The sequence below is a fragment of the Sphingomonas citri genome (assembly GCF_019429485.1).
GTDB lineage: Bacteria > Pseudomonadota > Alphaproteobacteria > Sphingomonadales > Sphingomonadaceae > Sphingomonas > Sphingomonas citri.
Genome location: NZ_JAHXZN010000002.1, coordinates 311,802 through 336,778, shown reverse-complemented (window position 1 = coordinate 336,778; position 24,977 = coordinate 311,802). Strand labels below are relative to the sequence as shown.

Here is a 24,977-nt window from a genome sequence, read left to right as displayed (position 1 = left end):
CTGCGCTGCAGCACTGGCCGTCATGTGGTCAACGCGCGGTTAGCACGCAACTGCAAGTTGGCGCGTCGCCGTTGCAGCAGGCGCAATCGCGCGGACCATGGCGGTAAACGCGAGCGGCAGGCCGGCGAGCCACACCGGCGCGAGCATCAGCCCCCAATAGCTGTTCTCGGGCCGGCCGATCAGCAGTGTGGGTAGCAGCAACGTCACCAAGGTGAGAGTGACGCGCCGTGCATAACCTCCGGGCGCGCTCGCCCAGCCGTAGAGGGCGAGCGGGACGAGGACGGCCACGATCGCTGTCGGAGCGAGCGCGAGCGGCGTCGTGGCGCCTGCCATTGCGAGATCGAAGCTCCAGCCGCCCGCGCGGATCCATCCCTGCGAGACCGCGTCGCCCGGTCGCAGTATGGCGGCGACCGCGCTCGCATGGACAGCGAGCGCGGCAACGGCGGCGGTCGCGACGGCCGCCCACCCCAGCGCTTCTCCACGCCGCCGCTCGAGTGCCGCGGCGAACGCCATCGCGACGAGATAGGGAAGCGCCAACTCTCGGAAGAGCGCGGCAGCGAGCCCGAGCAGCGCGGCGACACGCCAGTGGTGCCGGTCGCGCGACGCGAGCGATAGCGCCACCAGCAGCCCCGCCCAGCACTCGGGCCAGAGCGCGACCACGGCAGTGGCGAGCGGCAGCGAGGACGCGGCGGCGATCGCGCTGGCGGCGCCCCAGAGGAGACGCGGGCCGACCGCCGCGCGCAGCCGACAAGCGGTGGCGAGCGCAGCGAGCAGCGCCAGCGCGCGCAGCACCCACAGAGCGCCCTCCGCGCCGACCAGACGATAGAACCAGGCACGCGTCGGCAGCCTCACCGCGACGAACGGCCGCAGTGGGAAGTCGCGGGTCCGATGCTCGGCGGCGGTCGCGGCGTAATAATGCTGCCCAGCGGCGACGCGCCGGTCGATCGCACGATACAGCGCGGCATCCCCGCTCGCGGCGGTGGCGGCAGGGCGCGTCGTCGGCGGGTCGGGGGAGAGCAGGCCGATCGCGATCAGCATCATCGTCGCCGCGAGCAGCAGCCGAGCGATGGCACGGGGCGGCGGCGGGACAGGGCACGAGAGCGGGGCGGGCACGTCGGCACCTTGCGCGTCGATCGGTTAACGTGCCGTCAACCTGCCGGCCGCTCAGCAGCCGAAGTGGCGGAGCAGGAAGCGATAGACCCACAGCAGCAGCGTCGCCGTGCCGAGAAGAAGGCAGAGCCGGGAGCGCGGACGCCACCAGGCACATAGCAACAGCGCCACCACGGGGAGGAGCGTGAGCGTCGCCAGCAGTGGCCGAGCCGGGTCGCGGGCGCCGAGCACGGCACACCGCGACCCGGGCATGAGATCGTCACCGGCGCCGATCCACTCGAGCGGGCTGGTCGAGAGCGTCACGATCGACAGCGCCGCCGCCAGCGTCGACAGCGTGAGCACCAGGCGCTTGGCGCGGGCGAGCTGCCGTAGCGCTCGACCCCGGCGACGGCGCAGCGGCTGCCGAGTGGGCGGTGCCGGCGCGTCGTCCGGCTCCGGCGCGGGAGGCGGCCGCCGCGCCGCGTGACCGCACCGGCCGGGCATGGCTCAGCAGGCGTCGATCAGCGCGCGCAGCGCCGGATCGCGCACCTCGAGCACCTCGAACAGGCCGAGCAAGCGGAGCACCGGCACCGCCTCGGCGATCGCGCCCGTCAGCAGCGCGCGTTCGGGCGGCGCGACATCCGGCTCGGCCCAGCGACGTGCGTTGCGGAGGAAGGCGGCGATGGTGCCCTTGCGCACGGGTGCCCCGTCGATCTCGGCGTGATCGACGCCGTCGGCGAGCACGTCCTCGGGGCGCCAGGGGCGGGGCTGGTCGATCACGCGCGGGCTCCGTCATGGATAACCCGCTCATCTTAGGACGCTCCGCGATGGCACCGCCGCGACGGGGCACAAAAAAGAAGCCGCCGCCCGGCATCCCGGGCGGCGGCTCGATCAGGTCGACGAGCGGCGCGCGGTGCCGCCCGTCTCGTCTCACTCCTCGTTGAGATACTCGCCCGCGTCGGCGTCGGTACCGGTACCCGACGGCACCACCGCCGCCAGCGGATCGCTGCCGGTGCCGGCATCGTCGCGCGGGCTGCGTGCCTCCTCGGCGGCGCGGGTCTGCGACGCCGTGCCGGCGGAGCCCGCCGCGATCATCGCCTCCTGCAGCTTGCGCTGCTGGACGCGCAGCGCGGCGTCACGCGACGAGGCCGCCACGCGCAGGCGGTTCATGCCCGCGCCGGTGCCCGCCGGGATCAGCCGGCCGACGATGACATTCTCCTTGAGGCCCATCAGCGTGTCCTGCTTGCCCTGGACCGCCGCCTCGGTGAGGACGCGGGTGGTCTCCTGGAACGACGCCGCCGAGATGAAGCTGCGGGTCTGCAGCGACGCCTTGGTGATGCCGAGCAGGATCGGCTTGCCCGCGGCGCGCGCCTGACCGTCCTCCAGCTTCTCGTTGATCGCGTCCATCTCCTCGCGGTCGACCTGCTCACCGACCAGCAGCGTGGTGTCGCCGCTCTCGGTGATCTCGACCTTCTGGAGCATCTGGCGGACGATCGTCTCGATGTGCTTGTCGTTGATCTTCACGCCCTGGAGACGATAGACCTCCTGGATCTCCGACACGAGATATTCCGCCAGCGGCTCGATGCCGAGCACCTCGAGGATGTCGTGCGGGTCGGGGCTGCCGCCGATCAGATTGTCGCCACGCTTGACGTAGTCGCCTTCCTGAACGTCGATCACCTTCGACTTGGGCACGAGATACTCGACGACCTCGCCGCCGTCCTCGGGCTGGATGCCGATCTTGCGCTTCGCCTTATAGTCCTTGCCGAACACGACACGGCCAGAGACCTTGGCGATGATCGCGTTCTCCTTGGGCTTGCGTGCCTCGAACAGCTCGGCGACGCGCGGCAGACCGCCGGTGATGTCGCGCGTCTTGGCGGACTCGCGCGCGACACGGGCGAGCACGTCGCCCGCCTGCACCGTCGCATTGTCCTCCACCGACAGCACCGCGCCCGGCGCCAGCAGGTAACGCGCCGCCTCGCCCGAGCCCTCGTCGAGCAGGGTCATGCGCGGGCGCAGATCCTCCTTCGACTTGGTGGTCGCGCGATATTCGGTCACAACGCGCTGCGCGATACCGGTCGCCTCGTCGACCTGCTCGGTGAGCGTCTTGCCCTCGATCAGGTCCTGGAACTTCACGGTACCGCCGGTCTCCGTGATCACCGGCATGGTGAACGGATCCCACTCGGCCATGCGGTCGCCCTTGGAGACGATGTGGCCGTCGTCGAACATCACGTACGCGCCGTACGGGATCTTGTGCACCGCCAGCTCGCGCCCGTCCATGTCGACGATCGCGATCTCGGCCGAGCGGCTCAGCACGACGCGACGGCCGCGCTGGTCCTCGATCACGCGCACGTCGCGGAACTCGACGGTGCCGTCGACCGGCGCCTCGAGGTTCGACTGCTCGTTGAGCTGCGCCGCGCCGCCGATGTGGAAGGTCCGCATCGTCAGCTGCGTGCCGGGCTCGCCGATCGACTGCGCCGCGATCACGCCGACCGCCTCGCCGATGTTGACCGGGGTGCCGCGCGCGAGATCACGCCCGTAGCACTTGCCGCAGACGCCGACCTTGCTCTCGCAGACCAGCGGCGAGCGGATCTTCATCGACGGGATGCCCAGCGCTTCGATCTGCGCGACCATCGGCTCGTCGAGCAGCGTGCCGACCGGGATCGCCACCTTGCCCGTCTTGGCGTCGACCACGTCCTCGGCCGTAGTGCGGCCGAGGATGCGCTCGCCGAGCGACGCGATGGTCGACCCGCCCTGGACGATCGCCTTCATCTCGAGCGCGCGCTCGGTGCCGCAATCCTCCTCGATGATGACGCAGTCCTGCGACACGTCGACGAGGCGGCGGGTGAGATAGCCCGAGTTGGCGGTCTTCAACGCGGTGTCCGCAAGGCCCTTACGAGCACCATGGGTCGAGTTGAAGTACTCGAGGACGGTCAGGCCTTCCTTGAAGTTCGAGATGATCGGCGTCTCGATGATCTCGCCCGAGGGCTTGGCCATCAGGCCGCGCATACCCGCGAGCTGCTTGATCTGCGCCTGCGAGCCACGCGCACCCGAGTGCGCCATCATGTAGATCGAGTTGATCGGCTTCTCGCGGCCCGTCTCCGGGTCGACCTTCACCGCCTTGATCTCGTTCATCATCGAGGCCGCCACCTGGTCGCCGCAGCGGCTCCAGGCGTCGATCACCTTGTTGTACTTCTCCTGCTGCGTGATCAGGCCATCCTGATACTGCTGCTCATAGTCCTTCACCTGGTCGCGCGTCTCGTCAACCAGCTGCTCCTTGTCGCCCGGGATGATCATGTCATCCTTGCCGAACGAGATGCCGGCGCGGAACGCGTGGCGGAAGCCGAGCGCCATGATCGCGTCGGCGAACAGCACCGTCTCCTTCTGGCCGGTGTGACGATATACCTCGTCGATGACGTCGCCGACGTCCTTCTTGGTCAGCAGCCGGTTGACGACGTCAAAGGGCACCTTGTGGCTCTTCGGCAGCGTCTCGCCCAGCAGCATGCGGCCCGGGGTGGTCTCGAAGCGCTTGAGATACTGCTTACCGTTCTCGTCGGTCTGCGGCACGCGGCTGATGATCTTCGAGTGGAGCGTCACCGCCCCCGCGTAGAGCGCCTGGTGCACTTCGGCCATGTCGCCGAGCAGCATGCCCTCGCCGGGCTCGCCCTGCTTCTCCATCGACAGATAATAGAGGCCCAGCACCATGTCCTGCGAGGGCACGATGATCGGCTTGCCGTTCGCCGGGCTGAGGATGTTGTTGGTCGACATCATCAGCACGCGCGCTTCCAGCTGCGCCTCGAGGCTCAGCGGGACGTGCACGGCCATCTGGTCGCCGTCGAAGTCGGCGTTGAACGCGGAGCAGACCAGCGGGTGGAGCTGGATCGCCTTGCCCTCGATCAGCACCGGCTCGAACGCCTGGATCCCGAGCCGGTGGAGCGTCGGCGCGCGGTTGAGCAGCACCGGATGCTCGCGGATCACCTCGTCCAGGATGTCCCAGACTTCCTTGCGCTCCTTCTCGACCCACTTCTTCGCCTGCTTCAGGGTCATGGAAAGACCCTTGGCGTCGAGGCGCGCGTAGATGAACGGCTTGAACAGCTCGAGCGCCATCTTCTTGGGCAGGCCGCACTGGTGCAGCTTGAGCTCGGGACCGGTCACGATCACCGAACGGCCCGAATAGTCGACGCGCTTGCCGAGCAGATTCTGGCGGAAGCGGCCCTGCTTGCCCTTGAGCATGTCGGACAGCGACTTGAGCGGACGCTTGTTGGCGCCCGTGATCGTCCGGCCGCGACGGCCGTTGTCGAACAAAGCGTCGACCGCCTCCTGCAGCATGCGCTTCTCGTTGCGGACGATGATGTCCGGCGCGCGCAGCTCCATGAGGCGCTTGAGGCGGTTGTTGCGGTTGATGACGCGGCGGTACAGGTCGTTGAGATCCGACGTCGCGAAGCGGCCGCCGTCGAGCGGCACTAGCGGGCGCAGCTCGGGCGGGATCACCGGCACGACCTCGAGGATCATCCACTCGGGACGGTTGCCCGACTCGAGGAAGCTCTCGACGACCTTGAGCCGCTTGATGATCTTCTTCGGCTTCAGCTCCGACTTGGTCGTCGCCAGCTCCTCGAGCAGCGCGACCTTCTCACCCTCGAGGTCGAGGCTCTCGAGCATGATGCGGACGGCCTCGGCGCCGATGCCGGCCGAGAAGGCGTCCTCGCCATACTCGTCCTGCGCCTCGAGCAGCTCGTCCTCGGTGAGCAGCTGGTACTTCTCGAGCGGGGTCAGGCCCGGCTCGATCACGATATAGGCCTCGAAGTACAGCACGCGCTCGAGCTGCTTGAGCTGCATGTCGAGCAGCAGGCCGATGCGGCTCGGCAGCGACTTGAGGAACCAGATGTGCGCGACCGGGGCGGCCAGCTCGATATGGCCCATGCGCTCGCGGCGGACCTTCGAGACGGTCACCTCGACGCCGCACTTTTCGCAGACGATGCCCTTGTACTTCATGCGCTTGTACTTGCCGCACAGGCACTCGTAATCCTTGATCGGACCGAAGATGCGCGCGCAGAACAGGCCGTCACGCTCGGGCTTGAACGTGCGATAGTTGATCGTCTCGGGCTTCTTGATCTCGCCGAACGACCAGCTGCGGATCTTGTCCGGCGATGCGATCCCGATCTGGATCTGGTCGAACGTCTCCGGCTTGGCGAGCGGATTGGCGAAATTGGTCAGTTCGTTCATCTTGCTTTCCTCACAGGGAGGGAAAAACCACATCCGTTCGCCCTGAGGAGGGACTGAGCCGAGGCGAAGGCCCGTCTCGAAGGGCACGCCCGGCCTCAGTCCTTCGAGATGCCGCTTCGACTTCGCTCAGCGGCTCCTCAGGACGAACGGTGTTATGTGCTCACTCGGCCGCGATGGCGACGCCGTCCTCGTCCACGCCCAGGTCCATCGTCTTGAGATCGACGTTGAGACCCAGCGAGCGCATCTCCTTGACGAGCACGTTGAAGCTCTCGGGGATGCCGGCCTCGAACGTGTCGTCGCCCTTGACGATCGCCTCGTAGACCTTGGTGCGGCCGACCACGTCGTCGGACTTCACCGTCAGCATCTCCTGCAGCGTGTAGGCGGCGCCGTACGCCTGGAGCGCCCACACCTCCATCTCGCCGAAGCGCTGGCCGCCGAACTGCGCCTTGCCGCCCAGCGGCTGCTGGGTGACGAGCGAGTACGGCCCGATCGAGCGCGCGTGGATCTTGTCGTCCACGAGGTGGTGCAGCTTGAGCATGTAGATGATGCCCACCGTCACCTTGCGGTCGAACTGATCGCCGGTGCGCCCGTCGAACAGGTCCGACTGGCCCGAGCGATCGAGCCCGGCGAGCTCCAGCATCTCGGCGACATCGGCTTCCACCGCGCCGTCGAACACCGGGGTCGCCATCGGCACGCCCGCCTTCAGGTTCTGCGCCAGCTCGACGATCTCGTTGCCGTCGCGGGCGCGGATGTCGTCGAGATAATGCTCGCCGTAGACGGTCTCGAGCCGCTCCTTGACCGCCGCGGGCATCTCGCCCGCGGTGGCGTCGGGGTTAGCCTCGCGCCAGTCTTCCAGCGCGTGCGAGATCTGCTGCCCCAGACCGCGCGCGGCCCAGCCGAGGTGGGTCTCGAAGATCTGCCCGACGTTCATGCGCGACGGCACGCCCAGCGGGTTGAGCACGAGGTCCACCGGCGTCCCGTCGGCGAGGAACGGCATGTCCTCGACCGGCAGGATGCGGCTGATCACGCCCTTGTTGCCGTGGCGGCCGGCCATCTTGTCGCCCGGCTGCAGCTTGCGCTTCACCGCGACGAACACCTTGACCATCTTGAGCACGCCCGGCGGCAGCTCGTCGCCGCGCTCCAGCTTCTCCCGGCGATCCTCGAACTTGTCGCGGATCTTCTTGGCGGCCTCGTCATACTGCGCCTTGACCGCTTCCAGATTGGCCTGGACCGCATCGTCCTGCACCGCGAACTTCCACCACTCGTGGCGGTCGACGCTGTCGAGCAGGTCCATGTCGATCGTGGCGCCCTTCTTCAGGCCCTTCGGCACCGCCGTCGCGACCTGGTCGAGCAGCATCTCGCGCAGGCGCGACCAGGTGGCGCGGTTGAGGATCGTGCGCTCGTCGTCCGAGTCCTTCTTCAGGCGCTCGATCTCCTCGCGCTCGATCGCCATCGCGCGCTCGTCCTTGTCGATGCCGTGGCGATTGAAGACGCGCACGTCGACGATCGTCCCGGCGACGCCCGGCGGCAGGCGCAGCGAGGTGTCGCGCACGTCGCTGGCCTTCTCGCCAAAGATGGCACGGAGCAGCTTCTCCTCCGGCGTCATCGGGCTCTCGCCCTTGGGCGTGATCTTGCCGACCAGGATGTCACCCGGCTCCACCTCGGCGCCGATGTACACGATGCCCGCCTCGTCGAGGTTGCGCAGCGCCTCCTCGCCGACGTTGGGGATGTCGCGGGTGATGTCCTCCGGCCCGAGCTTAGTGTCGCGCGCCATCACCTCGAACTCGTCGATGTGGATCGACGTGAACACGTCGTCCTTCACGATCCGCTCGGAGATGAGGATCGAGTCCTCGTAATTGTACCCGTTCCACGGCATGAACGCGACGAGGGCGTTGCGGCCAAGCGCCAGCTCGCCAAACTCGGTCGACGGGCCGTCCGCGATGACGTCGCCGACGTTGACCACGTCGCCCACCTTCACCAGCGGGCGCTGGTTGATGCAGGTCGACTGGTTCGAGCGCTGGAACTTCATCAGCGTGTAGATGTCCACGCCCGACTCGGTCGCGCTGACGTCACCCGTGGCGCGGATCACGATGCGGCTGGCGTCGACCTGGTCGACCACGCCGGCGCGCTTGGCGGCGATCGCCGCGCCCGAATCGCGCGCGACGGTCTCCTCCATGCCGGTGCCGACGAACGGCGCCTCGGCCTTGACCAGCGGCACCGCCTGGCGCTGCATGTTCGAGCCCATCAGCGCGCGGTTGGCGTCGTCGTTCTCGAGGAACGGAATCAGCGACGCCGCGACCGACACGAGCTGCTTGGGGCTCACGTCCATCAGCGTGATCGTCTCGGGCAGCGCCATCAGGAACTCGCCCGCCTGACGCGCGGAGACCAGCTCCTCGGTCAGCCGGCCGTCCGCATCGAGATCCGCCGAGGCCTGCGCGATCGTGTGCTTGGCCTCTTCCATCGCCGACAGATAGACCACCTCACCGGTGACCTTGTTGTCGACGACCTTGCGGTACGGCGTCTCGATGAAGCCATACTTGTTGACGCGGCTGAAGCTCGCGAGCGAGTTGATCAGACCGATGTTCGGGCCTTCCGGCGTCTCGATCGGGCAGATGCGGCCATAGTGCGTCGGGTGGACGTCGCGGACCTCGAAGCCCGCACGCTCACGCGTCAGGCCGCCCGGCCCGAGCGCCGAGACGCGACGCTTGTGCGTCACTTCGGAGAGCGGGTTCGTCTGGTCCATGAACTGCGACAGCTGCGACGAACCGAAGAACTCGCGCACCGCGGCGACCGCTGGCTTAGCGTTGATCAGGTCGTTCGGCATCACCGTCGACACGTCGACCGACGACATGCGCTCCTTCACCGCGCGCTCCATGCGCAGCAGGCCGACGCGATACTGGTTCTCGAGCAGCTCGCCGACCGAGCGGACGCGGCGGTTGCCGAGATTGTCGATGTCGTCGATCTCGCCCTTGCCGTCCTTGAGGTCGACCAGCGTCTTGACCACCGCGAGGATGTCCTCGGTGCGCAGCGTCGTCACCGTGTCCTCGGCGTCGAGGTCGAGGCGCATGTTGAGCTTGACGCGGCCCACCGCCGACAGGTCGTAGCGGTCCGGATCGAAGAACAGGCCGGCGAACAGCGACTCCGCCGTCTCCAGCGTCGGCGGCTCGCCGGGGCGCATCACGCGATAGATGTCGGACAGCGCCTGCTCGCGCTCCTCGGCCTTGTCGGCCTTGAGCGTGTTGCGGATCCACGGGCCGGTGGTGACATGGTCGATGTCGAGCAGCTCGATCCGGTCGATCCCGGCCTTGTCGAGCTTCTCGAGGCTCTCCGGCCCCATCTCGTCACCGGCCTCGACGTAGATCTCGCCGGTGGTCTCGTTGATCAGGTCATAGGCGGAATAGCGGCCGTAGATCTCCTCGGTGGGGATCAGCAGCGTCTGCAGCCCGTCCTTGCCCGCCTTGTTGGCGGCGCGCGGGGTCACCTTGGTGCCCGCGGCGAACACCACCTCGCCCGAGGCGGCGTCGATCAGGTCGAACGTCGGCTTCACGCCGCGCCAGTTCTCGGGCGCGAACGGGATCTGCCAGCCACCCTCGCCGCGCACATAGGTGACGCGGTTGTAGAAGTGGTTGAGGATCTCTTCCGAGTTGAGGCCGAGCGCGTACAGCAGCGCCGTCACCGGCAGCTTGCGCTTCCGGTCGATGCGGACGTTGACGATGTCCTTGGCGTCGAACTCGAAGTCGAGCCACGAGCCGCGATAGGGGATGACGCGCGCGGCGAAGAGATACTTGCCGCTCGCGTGCGTCTTGCCGCGGTCGTGGTCGAACAGCACGCCCGGCGAGCGGTGCATCTGCGAGACGATCACGCGCTCGGTGCCATTGATGAAGAAGGTGCCGTTCTCGGTCATGAGCGGCATGTCGCCCATGTAGACGTCCTGCTCCTTGATATCGAGCACCGAGCGGGTCTCCGTATCGGGATCCACCTCGAACACGATCAGGCGCAGCGTGACGCGCATCGGCGCGGCATAGGTGATGCCGCGCTGGCGGCACTCCTCGACGTCGAACTTCGGCGGCTCGAGCTCGTAGGTCACGAAGTCGAGCTCGGCGGTGCCGGCGAAGTCGCGGATCGGGAACACGCTGCGCAGCGTCTTCTCGAGACCCGAGACATAGCCGATCGAGGGATCCGAGCGCAGGAACTGCTCGTAGCTCTCGCGCTGGACCTCGATCAGGTTCGGCATCTGCACGACTTCGTGGATGTTGCCGAAGACCTTGCGGATGCGCCGCTTGCGCGTGCCGCTGAGCCGGTCGGAGCGCGCGGAGCCCGCGTCGATCGCCTTGGTTGCCATAGGAGCGTGTGCCTCGTCAGCCAGTATATACGGGCGCATGGGACCGAACGGCGAAAGGCCGCGCGTCTGATCCCGGCCAAGCGGGAGACGGCGACCTTCAGCGTCCTGAACCCTTCGAACCATACGTATGACCCGCTGCGCGACGGCGTGCCATGTCCCGAGATCGAAGGAAGTGGTCGTGATATAGGCCCGTCGTGTTGGAGCGTCAACCGGGCGGAGGCGGCGGGACAGCGCAGGGGAGGGCGGTTGACCTCCTCGGCGGGCGCGGTAGCGGATGCGGCGATGTTCACGCGTAACCTCCTCGTCCTGCTGGCCTCGCTGCCGCTCGCCGTGCCCGGGTCGGCGCAGCAGGCGAAGCCGGCGCCGGTCACCACCGTGCCGCCGGCCGATTCGGCGGTCCCGCCGCCGATCTCCTGGTCGCTGCCGCCGGGCCCGGGTGCGACGCCGAGCGCGCCCGCCGTGGTCGCGCCGGTCCGAGCGGCGCCGGCGCTACGTCCCACGCCTACGCCCACCCCCCGTGCGACCCTCGCGCCGGCGCCGCGAGCGAGTGCGACGCCGCGCGCCGCCCCGACGCCGGCGCCACGTACCACCCCAGCGCCTGCCGGCGTCGCGGCGCCGGTCGCCGCGCCCAGGCCGTCGGCGACACCGGCCAACGCGGCTCCTGTCGACACACCGTCGACGGCAGAGTCGCCGACCGCGGCCGCGACCGGCATCGTACCAGTACCTCCGCCCGCTTCCGCGCCGCCGGCGCCGCTGTGGCGAGCCGACTGGCTGATCGCGGGTGGTCTCGTCCTGATCGGCGGCGTCGCGCTGCTGCTGTGGCAGCGGCGCCGCAAGGACTTGAGCGGCACGGCTTCCGGCGAGGTGGCAATCTCTTCGCCGACAGCGGAGTCGCATGCGCACCGGCCACCAACCTCAGCGCCGGTGTCGCCCATCGCCCCCGCGCCCCGCGCTTCCCTGCCGGCATCGCCCGCCGCTTCTCCACCGCGCGCGCGCCTGACCGTGGCGCTGCGCCCGCGCCGCGGCGGGATCAACCTGCTCACCGCGACGCTCGACGTGGAGCTGGAGATCGTCAACACGGGCGACGCGTCGGCGGGGACGGTACAGGTCGCCGCGCGGCTGCTGAGCGCGCACCGCGACCAGCAGGCCGAGCTCGACGCGCTCTTCGCCGAGCCGCGCGTGCGTCCGGCGGTGGCGCCGTTCGTGCTCGCGCCGGGCGAAGCACGCGTGCTGCCGCTGCTGCTCACGCTACCGCGCGCCGCGATCCGGCCGATCGACATGGGCGGGCGCGCGATGTTCGTGCCCGTGGCGGCGGTGGACGTGCGCTATGGCAGCGGGATGGGGGAGGCGCAGATCGCGGCGGCCTTTGCGGTGGGCGTGGCGCGCGACGGCGCGGCGAAGCTCGCGCCCTTCCGGCTCGACGGTCCCGCGCGCATGCACGAGACGCTCGACGCGCGGCCCCACGGCGCGCCGGTCACGCGCTGACGCCGGAGGGAAGGGACGAGTGCAGCTCTTCAGCAAGTGAACGGCGTCGCGCAAGCCGCGGGTCGGAGTTGGCGGATGTCGGAAACCCGGTGGGATGACCCGATCGACCGCAGTGTCACCGTATCGCCGCCGGGAGAGCCGCCTTCACCGGCGGGCTCTCGTCTTCAGCGTCCTTCCGTGACGCGACCGCCTGCTGCCTCACGTCGACGCGCGCACCACCAGCGTCGCGGGCAAAGTGAGGTGATCAGTCGGCTCGCCAGCGATCTGGCGCACCAACGTATCGACCAGTACCGCTCCGGCGCGCGCGTAATCCTGCGCCACGGTGGTGAGCGGCGGGCGTGTCAGGCTCGCCGCGGGGATATCGTCGAAGCCGACCACCGACACCGCACGCGGCACCACCAGCCCGGCCTCGTCGAGCGCGCGCAGCGCGCCCAGCGCGATCAGGTCGGAGGCGGCGAACAGCGAGTCGAAGCCGATGCCGCGAGCGATCAGCCGCTGCGTCGCCTCATAGCCGGCCTGCTCCGACGATAGAGCGTCGACGTGCAGCCCCGGATCCGCCGCGAGCCCGGCCTCGCGCAGCGCGTCGGCGAGGCCGCGGTAGCGATCGCGGAACTCGGGATAGTGATCGCTCGCCTCGCCGATGAAGGCGACGCGGCGGCGCCCGCGCTCGATCAGGTGGCGCCCCACCGCCGCGCCGCCGGCGCGATTGTCGCAGCCGATCACCGTTCCGAGCCCGCCGCTGGCCGCGACCGAGCCGTAGCGAACGAAGCGCGTCTTCTGCCCGACCAGCTGCTCGACGCGCGCGCGGTACAGCTGCCAGTCGCCGTAACCGAGCAGGATCAGCCCGTCTGCCTTGCGCGAATCGGCATAGTCGACGTGCCAGTCGGCGGAGAGCTGCTGGAACGACGTGAGCAGGTCGTAGCCGCGCAGCGCGCAGGTCTTGAGGATCGACCCCAGCATCGACAGGAAAAAGGGATTGATGTGGGAATCGTCGGGCAGCGGGTCTTCGAAAAAGAGCAGCGCCAGCGTGCGCGCCTCGCCCTTGCGCAGCGACGAGGCGGCGCGGTCGACCTTGTAGTTGAGCTGGCGCGCGATCGCCTCGATGCGCAGCCGCGTCGCCGCACTCACCGTCTTGTCGCCGCGCAGCGCGCGCGACACGGTGGGCTGCGAGACGCCGGCCAGCGCCGCGATGTCGAACGAGGTGACTTTGTCGGACAGCGCCATGGCGGCGGATCGGTCTCTCCAGCGGGAGCATCTTCTACCGCGCACGCGCCGCGCTGTGAATACGTATGCCCTGCGCTGGCCAAGCGCGCCGGCGCGCCGCATCAGGTGCCGAACCGCGCGGCCTGTCCCGACGCGGCACGGGGAGGGTGAGCGGATGGTGGTGCCGGGATCTTCGCTGGAGGTGTGCTCCCGCGAAAGCGGGAGCCTAGAGCCACAGAGCGGCGCGTTCGCGGCGCTTGGTTCCCGCGTGCGCGGGAACACGGGTGAGGCGAGGGTGGCTTCCTCTTCGCCGTCGCTGCGGCAGAAGATGCACGCCGCCGCTCCGCCCTCGTTGCCGTCACCGGAGGGGCACGGCGCCGCTCCCTCCTTCCTACCGTCATCCCGAAGTTGTTTCGGGATCCACCGTGCCGCGTATTCAGCGGCCGCGGCGCTCGCGGGATCGTGGATCCTGAAACGAGTTCAGGATGACGCCAGTGGGAAGGGGCAGCGGCGCAGTAAGGAAGGAAGCGTGCGGATCCGCCCGCTCGCCCTCGCGTCCCTCGCGGCCCTGCTCACCACCGCCACCCCGGCGCTCGCCGACCCGCTGGCCGACCTGCGCGCGCGACCGCCGCAGGACGAGGTGATCTATTTCGCTCTCCCCGACCGCTTCGATAACGCCGATCCGAGCAACGACCGCGGTGGCCTGACCGGCGACCGGCTCGTCACCGGCTATGATCCGACCGCCAAGGGCTTCTACCACGGCGGCGACCTCAAGGGGCTGCTGCGCCGGCTCGACTATATCGACGCTCTCGGCGCGACCGCGATCTGGGTCGGGCCGATCTTCCGCAACAAACCGGTGCAGGGCCCCAGGGGGCAGGAGAGCGCGGGCTATCACGGCTATTGGATCACCGACTTCGAGCATGTCGACCCCCACCTCGGCACCGACGCCGAGTTCAAGGCGCTGGTCGACGCCGCGCACGCGCGCGGGATCAAGGTCTACATGGACATCATCGTCAACCACACCGCCGACGTGATCCAGTATCGCGAGTGCGGCGACTGCGCCTATCGCAGCCGCGCCGACTATCCTTACCAGCGCCGCGGCGGCGTCGACGGCGCCGCGATCAACCCCGGCTTCGCCGGCGACCAGGACGGGAGCGCGGCCAATTTCGCGCGCCTGACCGATCCCCGCTACGCCTACACCCCTTTCGTTCCCAAGGGCGAGGAGAAGGCCAAGTCGCCGGCCTGGCTCAACGACGTCACGCTCTACCACAATCGCGGCAACACCACCTTCAGCAACGAGAGCTCGACCATGGGCGATTTCGTTGGGCTGGACGACCTGATGACCGAGAACCCGCGCGTCGTCAGCGGCATGATCGAGATCTTCGGCGGCTGGATCGATCGCTTCGGCGTTGACGGCTTCCGCATCGACACCGCGCGCCACGTCAACCCCGCGTTCTGGCAGCAATTCGTCCCCGCGATCCTGTCGCGTGCGAAGGCGCGCGGCATCCCCAATTTCCACGTCTTCGGCGAGGTGGCGGCCGATCAGCTCGATCCCGGCCCGCTCGCGGTCCACACGCGCGTCGACAAGCTGCCCGCGGTGCTCGACTTCGCGTTCCGCCGCGCGGTGCTCGACGCGGTGGCGGGAACGCGCGGCACCGACGCGTTCGAGACGCTGATCCGCGGCGACGCGCTGTACGAGGGCGGCGAGGCGGTCGCGCGCACGCTCCCCACCTTCGTCAGCAACCACGACAACGGCCGCTTCGCCTTCTACGTGCGACAGGCGCTGCCGCAGGCGAACGACGACGAGGTGCTGCGCCGGGTCGAGCTCGCCAACGCGATGCTGCTCACGCTGCGCGGCGTGCCGACGATCTACTCGGGCGACGAGCAGGGCTTCATCGGCGACGGCAACGACCAGGACGCGCGCGAGGACATGTTCGCCAGCCGCGTGGCCAGCTACAACGACAATCGCCTGCTCGGCACCACCACGACCACCGCCACCGCGCATTTCGGCCGCGACAACCCGCTGTTCCGCCAGATCGCGACGCTCGCGCGCGTGCGCCGCGCCGAGCCGGCATTGCGCGAGGGGCGGACGCTGCTGCGCGCGCGCGAGGACAAGCCCGGGCTGCTCGCGGTGTCGCGCGTCGACCCGGCGAGCGGGCGCGAGATCCTGCTCGCCTTCAACACCGCGACCCGGCCGATCGAGCGGCTGGTCGAGATCGGGGCGCGCGGTGCCACCGCCGCCACGCTCGCGGGCGCGGGCTGCGCCACGCGCGCGGCCGCGCCCGGATCGCTGCGTGTGACCTTGCCGCCGCTCGGCTATGCCGTGTGCGCTATCGGAGAGACAGAATGACCGACCCGTGGTGGAAGGGCGCCGCCGTCTACCAGATCTACCCGCGCAGCTTCGCCGACGCGAACGGCGACGGCGTGGGCGACCTGCGCGGCATCACCGCGCATCTCGACCATGTCGCCTCGCTCGGCGTCGACGCGATCTGGATCTCGCCCTTCTACACCTCGCCGATGCGCGACTTCGGCTATGACGTGGCCGATTACTGCGACGTCGATCCGACGTTCGGCACGCTCGCCGACTTCGACGCGCTAGTGGCGCGCGCACACGCGCTGGGGCTCAAGGTGATCACCGACCAGGTGTGGTCGCACACCTCGGACCAGCATTACTGGTTCCGCCAGAGCCGCCAGCGCCGCGACGGCGACAAGCATGACTGGTACGTCTGGGCAGACGCGAAGCAGGACGGCTCGCCGCCCAACAACTGGCAGTCGGTGTTCGGCGGCCCGGCCTGGACCTGGGACGCGCGGCGCCAGCAATATTACCTCCACACCTTCCTGCGCGAGCAGCCCCAGCTCAACGTGCGCGAGCCGGCGGTGCAGGAGGCGCTGCTGGCGGTCGGGCGCTTCTGGCTGGAGCGCGGCGTCGACGGCTTCCGGCTCGACGCGATCAACCACGCGATGGGCAGCGCGGCGCTGACCGACAACCCGCCCGCGCCCCCCTCGAACAAGCCGCGGACGCGCTCGTTCGACTTCCAGCTCAAGCAGCACAGCCAGGATCAGCCCGACATGCTGCCCTTCGTCGAGCGCATCCGCGCGCTGACCGACGAATACCCCGATCGCTTCACCGTCGCCGAGATCGGCGGCGAGGAGAGCGACTGGGTGCGCAAGGACTATACCGCGCCGCGCCGGCTCGACACGGCCTATGGCTTCGACTTCCTCTACGCCGAGCAGCTGACCCCGGCACTGGTGCGCGCCGCGCTGGCGCAATGGCCCGGCGCCGCAGGCGAGGGCTGGCCGAGCTGGGCGTTCGAGAATCACGACGCGCCGCGCGCCGTGTCGCGCTGGGCGCTGCCCGAGCACCGCGACGCCTTCGCGCGCGCCAAGATGGTGCTGCTGGCGGGGCTGCGCGGCAACATCTTCCTCTACCAGGGCGAGGAACTCGGGTTGACCCAGGTGGCGGTGCCGTTCGAGCTGCTGCAGGACCCGGAGGCGATCGCCAACTGGCCGCTGACGCTCAGCCGCGACGGCGCGCGCACGCCGATGCCGTGGCAGGCGGAGGGGGCGGGGCACGGCTTCACCGCGGGGACGCCGTGGCTGCCCTTCGGCGCGGACCACGGCGCACTGGCGGTGGACGCGCAGGAGGCCGACGCGGGCTCGCTGCTGCATTGGACGCGTCGGCTGCTGGCGCTGCGCCGCGCGCATGCGGCGCTGCGCGTCGGGACGATCGCTTTCGTCGATCTCGGGCCGGGGGTGGTGGCGTTCGAGCGCGCCTCCGGCGACGAGCGGCTGCTGTGCGTGGTGAACCTGACACCCGAGCCGCGCGCGCTGGCGCTGCCCGATGGCGTGACGCTGGTGGCGAGCGGGGTGAGCGGGGCGAGCTTCGAGGGCTATGGCGCGCTGCTGGCGCTGCGTGCGCCGGCGGAGGCGGCGGCCGGGCCTGCGCCGGGGTGGGGCGATGAAGAGGCGCCGGTCGGTTCCTCCACCACCGCCCCGGCGGACGCCGGGGCCCAGTTGGGAGACGCTCGTGCATCTCGCACGCCGCCCGCAACTGGGCTCCGGCCTACGCCGGAGCACGCGGGTGGTGAGGGGCGCGAGACTTCCTCCACCACCGCCCCGGCGGACGCCGGGGCTGAGTTGGGAGGCGTTTCCGCATCTCGCGTGCCGCTCGCAACTGGACTCCGGCGTTCGCCGGGGTGGTCGGAATTGGGGGGTAGGTCGTCGCCGCTCGCGCAGAACGTGGTGGACGCCGACCCCACCGCCGGCACCGGCGCGGACGCCACGGCGGATGCCACCGCGCTCGCAGCCCCCCGCGCATGACCCAGCCGCGTCGCCGCCGTCAGTCGCTCGCCGGGCTGGCCAACATCAGCTTCGGCTTCTTCGGCATCCAGATCGGCTTCGCGCTGCAGAACGCGAACATGAGCCGCATCTTCCAATCGCTCGGCACGCGCCTCGACGATCTGCCCGCCTTGTGGGTCGCCGCGCCGCTCACCGGGCTGCTCGTCCAGCCCGTGATCGGCCACCTCAGCGACCGCACCTGGCTCGGCCGCTTCGGGCGGCGGCGGCCCTATTTCCTCGCCGGCGCGCTGCTCGCCGCGCTGTCGCTGCTGATCATGCCGCTCAGCCCGGGGCTGCTCGTCGCCGCGCTGATGCTGTGGGTGCTCGACGCCTCGCTCAACGTCTCGATGGAGCCGTTCCGCGCCTTCGTCGGCGACATGCTCGACCGCGACCAGCACGCCGCCGGCTATGGCGTGCAGACCGCCTTCATCGGCGCGGGCGCGGTGGTCGGCTCGATCTTCCCCTGGCTGCTCGAGCGAGCCGGCGTGTCGAACGTCGCGCCGCCGGGCGTCATCCCCGACTCGGTCCGCGTGGCCTTCTGGGCCGGCGGCGCCGCGCTGCTGCTGAGCGTGCTGTGGACCGTGCTGACCACGCGCGAATATGCGCCCGAGGAGATGGCGGCGTTCGACGGGGCCCCAGCCGCCGACGAGGCCGAGGGCCACGCCGCGCTGGCCGCGCGGGGTGACGGCGCGCCGCTCGCTTGGCTCGGCGCGGGCGCCGCGGTGGTGGCGCTCGTCGCCGCGCTCGGGCTCGAGAAGGAGATGTACCTGCTCGGCGCGCTGCTCGCCGGCTACGGCCTCGCCAGCCTGGTCGCGATTAAGCGCGCACGGCGAGCGCGGGGCGCGGGTATGCTCGGGCATCTCGTCGGCGATTTCGCGGGTATGCCGCCGCTGATGAAACGGCTCGCGCTCGTCCAGTTCTTCAGCTGGTCCGCGCTGTTCATCATGTGGATCAACACCACCCCCGTCGTCACCGGTGCCTTCTACGGCGCGCCCGACGCGGCCAGCCCGGCCTATCAGGAGGGGGCCAACTGGGTCGACGTGCTGTTCGCCACCTACAATGGCGTGGCGGCGCTCTCCGCGCTGCTCCTGCTGCCGTGGCTGGCCCGGCGCGTCGGCAAGTCGCGCACCCACGCGATCGGGCTCACCTGCGGCGCGCTCGGCTTCGCCAGCGTGTTCGTGGTGCCCGACGCGCGCTGGCTGCTGCTGAGCGAGGTGGCGATCGGCATCGCCTGGTCGACCATCCTGGCGATGCCCTATGCGATCCTCGCCTCGGCGCTGCCGCAGCGCAAGCTGGGGGTGTATATGGGTCTGTTCAACGTCTTCGTGGTACTGCCGCAGCTGCTGGTCGCGACCGTGATGGGATCGATCACCAAGCATTTCTTCCCGACCGCGCCGATCTGGACGATGGCCTTCGCCGCCGCGACGATGCTGGCGGCGGCCGCGGCGATGCTGCGCGTGCGGGTGGAGTAAGGCGACGTGAGCGACGTGCTTCACAACGGCGCTGCGACGGACTCGACCCCTCCTCAGCATGAACGGATGCCTCAGGACCAAGCCTGACATCTCCAGCCGTTCGCGCTGAGGGGAGGCTGAGCCCGTCGAAGCCTTGTCTTCAAGCGTTCCCGCTACGGCCGCTCGGGCACCTTCTCGCCACCCTGCGCCGCCAGCGCCATCGCGCGCGCGGTGCCGGTGGCCGGCTTGAGCCGCGTCGCCGACGCGTCACGGCCGTAGTTGAGGTACAGCACCGTCGCGATCAGCAGCGCGATCGCCAGCAGCGCCGGCCAGCCGGCGAAGCTGCGATAGGAGAAGCCGTGCTTGTTCGTGTCCATGGCGGTCCTCGTCGTCGGGTCTCGCCGCTGGCAATGGCATAGCGGGCAGTCACGTTCCCGCTGATCGAGGTTACATTTTCTTGCTGTCAGGCGGCGCGGGGGTGCGCCGCCAGCGCGGCCTCGGCCTGGTCGAGCGCGCGCGGATCGTCGACGTCGAGCCACCAGGCGTCGCCGACGTCGATCACCTGCGCCTCGCCGCGCGATGCCAGCGCCTCGACCCCGGCCGAGATCGACCCGCTGCCACCGGCCGCGATCGACTCGCGCAGCGCGTCATGGAAGCGCGCGTCGACCGCGAACACGCCGGTGTCGTAGCAGTCATAGTCGGGCAGGTGCTTGCCGATCGCGACGATGCGGTCGCCCTCGGTACGCACGCGCGTGACGTCGTCGAGGTCGACCAAGGGATTGTCGAGCCGGCGATCGACGCCGAGCGTCAGCGCCGCCGCGGGCGCCGCCACGACGCGAGCGATCAGCGCCGGATCGAGCAGATGGTCCGCCATCATCAGCAGGTGGCGGCGCGGGCCGATCGCCTCGGCGCCGGTCAGCACCGAATGGCCGTTGGCGAGCGACCAGTCGGACGTGCGCACGCAGCGCAGCGGCACGTCGAGCGTCGCCGCGACCACGGCGAGATGACGCTCCAGCCGCTCGCCCTCGTGCCCGGTGACGACCGTCACGTCGGTGACGCCACCGTCGAGCGCGGCACGTAGCACGCGCTCGATCAGCGGCACGCCCTGCACGAGCGTCAGCGGCTTCGAGGGAGAGACCGCGCGCAGCCGGCTGCCATAGCCGGCCGCGACGATGAGCGCATGCAAGGGGTAGGCCTTACTCGGCGGCGAGGCGCGCGTCGGCGTGGATGAACTCGTTGGTCATCGCCGCCGCCACGTCGTCGGTCACCTGCTGCGGCGGGTGCTTGCAGAAGAACGCCGACGGACCCTCGAGCGCACCGGCGATGCCGCGCTCCAGGCCGAGCTTAACGCAGCGGATCGCGTCCACCACGACCGCGGCCGAGTTGGGCGAATCCTCGACCGACAGGCGCAGCTCGAGGTTCATCGGCACGCCGCCGAACAGGTCACCCTCGAGGCGGAGGAAGCAAAGCTTGTTGTCGCCGAGCCAGGGGATGTAATCCGACGGGCCGACGTGGATATTCTCGTCCGCCAGCCGCTCGGCGATCACCGCCTGCACCGCCTCGGTCTTCGACTCCTTCTTGCTCGCCAGCCGGTTGCGGTCGAGCATGTTCATGAAGTCGGTGTTGCCGCCGGTATTGAGCTGGTAGGTGTGATCGATCGTCACGCCGCGCTGGCCGAACAGGTTCGACAGCACGCGGTGGACGATCGTCGCACCGACCTGCGCCTTCACGTCGTCGCCGATGATCGGCAGGCCGGCGTCGGCGAACTTCTTCTCCCACTCGGGGCGCGAGGCGATGAACACCGGCATGCAGTTGACCACGCCGAGGCCCGCCTCGATCGCGCACTCCATGTAGAATTCGGTCGCCTCCTGGCTGCCGACCGGCAGGAAGTTGACGAGGATCTCGGCGCCCGAGCGCTTGAGCTCGGCGATGATCTCCGCCTTCTCCGCGTCGCGCGTGTCGTCGATCTCGAAGCCGCGGTCGTTGGCGGCGGTGAGCATGTGCGGCGCGACGCCGTCGAGCTTGGCACCCATCTTCACGATCGTCCCGGTCTTGGGCACGTCCGCGTGGAATACCTTGGTGCAGTTCGGCTTGGCGAAGATCGCCTCGCCGAGGTCGAGCCCGACCTTGCGCGAATCGACGTCGAACGCCGCGACGAAATCGAGGTCGCCGACCTTGTAGCCGCCGATCTCCTCGTGGATCAGACCGGCGGCGGTGTTGCTGCCGGCATAGTGGTATTTGCCCTGCACGAGGCTGCTCGCGCAGTTCCCAACCCCGATGACCGCCACCTTGATCGAAGCCATTCTACCCCACTTGTCGGCCCCTAGCCGAGCTGAAGACATATACGTTGCCGCTTCGTGACAGATACGTGGCAACTGTCAAGCGGACCGATCGCCTGTATAGGCGCGCCGGGGCAAATGCACGAGGAACGCGTGAACGATTCCGAACCGGCTGTGGCGGGGAAGCCGCGCGAGCTACAAGGCTTTCTGAACAGGACGATTTATCACCCGCTGGCGCACCTGCTGGCGCGCGCGCTGGTGCCCACGCCGGTGACGCCGAACATGGTCTCGATCGCAGGCGCGCTGATGGTGATGGCGGCGGCGGTCCTGTACGCGCGGGTGGGCACGCCAGCGGCGATCGCGCTCGGTTTCCTGCTCCACTGCCTGTGGCACGTGGTGGACGGCGCCGACGGCGCGCTGGCGCGGCTGTCGGGCCGCGCCTCGCCCTCGGGCGAGATCGTCGACGGGCTGTGCGACTATGCCGGTCACGCGGTGATGTACACGCTGCTGGGTGCGGCGATGGACGACCGCATCGGCTGGGTCGCCTGGCCGATCGTGCTGCTCGCGGGGGTGAGCCGCGCGGTGCAGTCGGTCTTCGCCGAGAGCCAGCGCCGCACCTATCAATGGTGGGCCTATGACGTGCCGTGGCTGCAGACCGCCAAGTCCGGCGGCGACGGCATCGGTGTGAAGCTGTCCGGCCTCTATCTCTGGGCGTGGCACAAGATGTCAGGGCCGACGCAGGTGGTGAACGCGCTGGTGGCAAGCGCCGCCGCTGACCCGCCCGAACGCCGCCGCATCGCGCAGATCGCGCGCGAGCAGGGGCGCAAGCTGCTGCCCGCCGCCGCGGTGCTCGGCGCCAACCCGCGCACGATCCTGCTCGGACTCAGCATGTTCGCGGGAACGCCGCTGTGGTTCTTCCTGATCGAGATCGTGGTGCTCAACGTGGTGCTGGTGCTCGCGATCGTGCAGGCTGCCTATGTCGGGCGGCGGATGACCGCGCTGATCGCGCACGGGCACCGCTGACCCAAGCCGGTCGGGCGCGGAACCGCGCGCGCGGCCCGCGGGTTGCCTGCGGCAAGAACATGGATCAGCGAGATTTAGGGAGCGAGCGATGCGACGGATCACGGCGATGACGACGGTGGGGCTGGCGACGCTGGCGCTCGCCGCGTGCAACGACCAGGCGAAGATGGACACGGGCGCGCCGGTCGCGGGCGGTGCCAGCGCCACCGCGCAGCTCGCCACCGCGACGGGCGCGCCGGCCGGCCGTGCCACCGCGACCGAGGTGGCGGGCGGGCTGCGCTTCACCGTGGACGCCAGCGGCATGCCGTCGGGCACCCACGGCGCGCACGTCCATATGGTCGGCCGCTGCGATCCGCCGGGCTTCGAGAGCGCGGGCGGCCACTGGAACCCGACGCAGATGAAGCACGGCACGATGAACCCGCAGGGGCCGCACCAGGGCGACCTGCCCAACCTCGTCATCGGCAACGACGGCCGCGGCACGATCGGTGCGACGATCCCGGGCGCGACCATGGCCGGGCTGCTCGACGCCGACGGCGCCGCGATGGTGATCCACGCCGGGCAGGATGATCTGAAGACCGATCCGAGCGGCAACTCGGGCGCGCGCATCGCCTGCGGCGTGTTCCAGGCGGGGTGAGGGAGGGGCCGGTAACGCCGGTCCCTTCTCGCTGGCGTCATCCTGAGCTCGTCTTCAGGATCCACCGTGCCGCGAACTCAGGTGCCGATGTTCCTGCGGCGCATCGGCCCGCTCCCACTGGCGTCATCCTGAGCTCGTCTCAGGATCCACCGTGTCGCACACTCAGACGCCGAGGCGCTCGCGGGACGGTGGATCCTGAAACCAGTTCAGGATGACGCCAATGCGTGAGGGGCGCGCGGGTGGCGAAGAGAGATAGACGACGTACCCCCGCCGCCTCACCCCAGCTCCCCCGCCGCCCGCGCCCGCGCCTCGCGGGTCCGCTCCGCCTCGGGCACCAGCCGGTACGCCGCCAAGCCCGCCGCCACGCCCAGCGGCACCACCGCGAGCAGCGCCAGCATCCCGGTCGACAGGCTGCCGCTCAGCGTCGAGATCCGCCCCGCCAGATACGGCCCGAGCGCCAGCCCGAGCAGAGTCGTGCCGATGAAGAAGGTGGCCGTCGCCGTACCGCGCATCCGCGGCAGCACCAGGTCCTGCGTCGCCGCCGCGGCCGAGCCGAGACCCCAGCTCGCCAGATATTGCGACGTGAATAGGCACAGATAGAGCGTCAGCGGCGCGCTCGCGGTGAAGCCGATCACGAGGAAGGGCACCGGCAGCACCGCGCCGCACAGCACCGGCACCAGTCGCCCGGACGGATTGGTCCGCCGCAGCCGGTCCGCGATCAGCCCGCCGCTCGTCACCCCGAGGAAGCCCGACAGCGCCGCGCCCCCGCCCAGGATCAACCCGGCCTCTGCCGGCGACACCGCGAGCGCGCGCATCGCGTAAGGCGCCGCCCAGAAGGAGGCGGCGTAGCTCAGGAAGGCGTTGAGCCCATAGGCCACCACCACGCACAGGAAGGCGGGTGTGCCGACGATCAGCGCGAAGGTCGGCGGGTCGCGCCGGCGCAGCGCGCTTGCCCAGGAGAAGACCGCGTAGACGCCGGTGCCGACCGCGATCCATTGCGGCAGCGGCTCGCCCAGCGCTTGCAGCAGCGCCACCGCCGCGACCACCGCAGCGAGCGCGACGAGATTGGCCGCCAGCGCGCCGACCCCGCGCCGCGCCGCCGCGATCAGCGTGAGCGGGGGCAGGATCGTCAGCAGTTCGCTGCCGAAGGCGCGGAACGGCGCGGGATGCGCCGGCGGCGGGGGCAGCCCCTCGACCGCGCCGCGCACCGGCTCGCGCAGCGTCGCCACCAGCGCGGCGAGCAGCAGGCCGGGCAGCCCGACCGCGAGGAAGGCCGCCTGCCAGCCGGCGAGCCCGAGCGGCGGGTCGGTCGGGAAGGCGCGCTGCCAATGCTGCACCACCAGCCCGCCGACCAGCAGCGAGCAGCCCCCGCCGACATAGATGCCCGCCGAGTAGATCGACAGCGCGGTGGCGCGCAGCTTGCGCGGGAAATAGTCCGAGATCAGCGAATAGGCCGAGGGCGACGCGGTGGCCTCGCCGACCCCCACGCCGACGCGCGCGGCGGCGAGCTGCGCGCCCCCGCTCGCCAGGCCGGAGAGCGCGGTCATGGTCGACCACAGCGCCAGCCCCACCGTCATCAGCCGCACGCGGTGCCAGCTGTCGGCGAGGCGGCCGAGCGGGATGCCGAACAGCGCGTAGAAGACGCCGAAGGCGGTGCCGTAGAGGAAGCCCAGGTCCTCGTCGCGCAGGTGGAGATCGCGCTTAATGTCCTCGGCGAGGATCGAGATCACCTGCCGGTCGACGAAATTGAGGATGTAGACGACGAACAGGACCGCGAGCACGTACCACGCATAGCCGCTCGCGCGCTGGTCGCCGTCCGGGGTCATGCCCGTTCCCTCCCGATGTTCGTCGTTGCGAGGAGCGTAACAGAGGCGGGGCGGGAGGGAAGGGGGCGCCGCCGATATGGGGCGGGGCGG

At 69.9% G+C, this 24,977-nt stretch carries 16 protein-coding genes; 6 read left to right on the top strand and 10 right to left on the bottom strand.

Annotated features, from left to right (window positions below; translation table 11 throughout):
- Positions 1-39: 39 nt before the first annotated feature.
- The 5 genes from KZ820_RS09685 to rpoB all read right to left on the bottom strand — a co-directional run bounded on the left by KZ820_RS09685 (position 40) and on the right by rpoB (position 10,651).
- Positions 40-1,113 carry a hypothetical protein gene (locus KZ820_RS09685; protein WP_219748415.1) on the bottom strand — a complete coding sequence of 358 codons (1,074 nt, stop codon included), beginning with the start codon at positions 1,111-1,113 and terminating at the stop codon, positions 40-42.
- A gap of 51 nt (positions 1,114-1,164) precedes the next feature.
- On the bottom strand, positions 1,165-1,452 hold the full coding sequence (locus KZ820_RS09680) for a hypothetical protein (protein WP_219748414.1): 288 nt from the start codon (positions 1,450-1,452) through the stop codon (positions 1,165-1,167).
- A 144-nt stretch (positions 1,453-1,596) separates the two neighbouring features.
- Positions 1,597-1,869, bottom strand: a complete 273-nt coding sequence (locus KZ820_RS09675) for a hypothetical protein (RefSeq protein ID WP_219748413.1) — start codon at positions 1,867-1,869, stop codon at positions 1,597-1,599.
- Between the two features lie 150 nt (positions 1,870-2,019).
- Positions 2,020-6,309 carry a DNA-directed RNA polymerase subunit beta' gene (rpoC, locus tag KZ820_RS09670; RefSeq protein ID WP_219748412.1) on the bottom strand — a complete coding sequence of 1,430 codons (4,290 nt, stop codon included), beginning with the start codon at positions 6,307-6,309 and terminating at the stop codon, positions 2,020-2,022.
- A 160-nt stretch (positions 6,310-6,469) separates the two neighbouring features.
- Positions 6,470-10,651: a DNA-directed RNA polymerase subunit beta gene (rpoB, locus tag KZ820_RS09665; protein WP_219748411.1), complete on the bottom strand. Its 4,182-nt coding sequence runs from the start codon at positions 10,649-10,651 to the stop codon at positions 6,470-6,472.
- Between the two features lie 282 nt (positions 10,652-10,933).
- On the opposite strand from rpoB, the gene KZ820_RS09660 reads away from it, so the two are divergent.
- Positions 10,934-12,136, top strand: a complete 1,203-nt coding sequence (locus tag KZ820_RS09660) for an LPXTG cell wall anchor domain-containing protein (RefSeq protein WP_219748410.1) — start codon at positions 10,934-10,936, stop codon at positions 12,134-12,136.
- 198 nt (positions 12,137-12,334) lie between these two features.
- Here the strand turns inward: KZ820_RS09660 and KZ820_RS09655 are convergent, their stop codons facing one another.
- Positions 12,335-13,360 (bottom strand): LacI family DNA-binding transcriptional regulator, encoded by a 1,026-nt coding sequence (locus KZ820_RS09655; protein WP_219748409.1) that lies wholly within the window; start codon positions 13,358-13,360, stop codon positions 12,335-12,337.
- Positions 13,361-13,874: 514 nt separating this feature from the next.
- Between KZ820_RS09655 and KZ820_RS09650 the strand changes: the two genes are divergently transcribed.
- From KZ820_RS09650 to KZ820_RS09640, 3 genes are read left to right on the top strand one after another with little or no spacing between them, the layout of a single operon-like run.
- Positions 13,875-15,689 carry an alpha-amylase family glycosyl hydrolase gene (locus KZ820_RS09650; RefSeq protein WP_219748571.1) on the top strand — a complete coding sequence of 605 codons (1,815 nt, stop codon included), beginning with the start codon at positions 13,875-13,877 and terminating at the stop codon, positions 15,687-15,689.
- Positions 15,686-17,659: an alpha-glucosidase family protein gene (locus KZ820_RS09645; RefSeq protein ID WP_219748408.1), complete on the top strand. Its 1,974-nt coding sequence runs from the start codon at positions 15,686-15,688 to the stop codon at positions 17,657-17,659. The genes KZ820_RS09650 and KZ820_RS09645 overlap by 4 nt, the downstream gene beginning before the upstream one ends.
- Positions 17,656-19,149 carry an MFS transporter gene (locus KZ820_RS09640; RefSeq protein WP_219748407.1) on the top strand — a complete coding sequence of 498 codons (1,494 nt, stop codon included), beginning with the start codon at positions 17,656-17,658 and terminating at the stop codon, positions 19,147-19,149. Before KZ820_RS09645 ends, KZ820_RS09640 begins: the two co-directional genes overlap by 4 nt.
- A gap of 152 nt (positions 19,150-19,301) precedes the next feature.
- Here KZ820_RS09640 and KZ820_RS09635 read toward each other — a convergent pair whose 3' ends face one another.
- The 3 genes from KZ820_RS09635 to KZ820_RS09625 form a co-directional block, all read right to left on the bottom strand.
- Positions 19,302-19,505, bottom strand: coding sequence for a hypothetical protein (locus tag KZ820_RS09635; RefSeq protein ID WP_219748406.1), 204 nt, complete (start codon positions 19,503-19,505; stop codon positions 19,302-19,304).
- Between the two features lie 86 nt (positions 19,506-19,591).
- On the bottom strand, positions 19,592-20,314 hold the full coding sequence (locus KZ820_RS09630; RefSeq protein ID WP_219748405.1) for a phosphocholine cytidylyltransferase family protein: 723 nt from the start codon (positions 20,312-20,314) through the stop codon (positions 19,592-19,594).
- A 10-nt stretch (positions 20,315-20,324) separates the two neighbouring features.
- Complete coding sequence (locus KZ820_RS09625) at positions 20,325-21,431, bottom strand: inositol-3-phosphate synthase (protein ID WP_219748404.1); 1,107 nt, start codon at positions 21,429-21,431, stop codon at positions 20,325-20,327.
- Positions 21,432-21,560: 129 nt separating this feature from the next.
- On the opposite strand from KZ820_RS09625, the gene KZ820_RS09620 reads away from it, so the two are divergent.
- Together KZ820_RS09620 and KZ820_RS09615 are read left to right on the top strand one after the other, a co-directional pair.
- Entirely contained in the window at positions 21,561-22,430 is an 870-nt protein-coding gene (locus KZ820_RS09620) for a CDP-alcohol phosphatidyltransferase family protein (RefSeq protein ID WP_308462181.1), read from the top strand.
- 88 nt (positions 22,431-22,518) lie between these two features.
- Positions 22,519-23,061 (top strand): superoxide dismutase family protein, encoded by a 543-nt coding sequence (locus KZ820_RS09615; RefSeq protein ID WP_219748402.1) that lies wholly within the window; start codon positions 22,519-22,521, stop codon positions 23,059-23,061.
- Positions 23,062-23,336: 275 nt separating this feature from the next.
- Here KZ820_RS09615 and KZ820_RS09610 read toward each other — a convergent pair whose 3' ends face one another.
- A complete protein-coding gene (locus KZ820_RS09610; RefSeq protein WP_219748401.1) occupies positions 23,337-24,887 on the bottom strand; it encodes a spinster family MFS transporter in 1,551 nt (516 codons plus the stop codon).
- Positions 24,888-24,977: the final 90 nt, after the last annotated feature.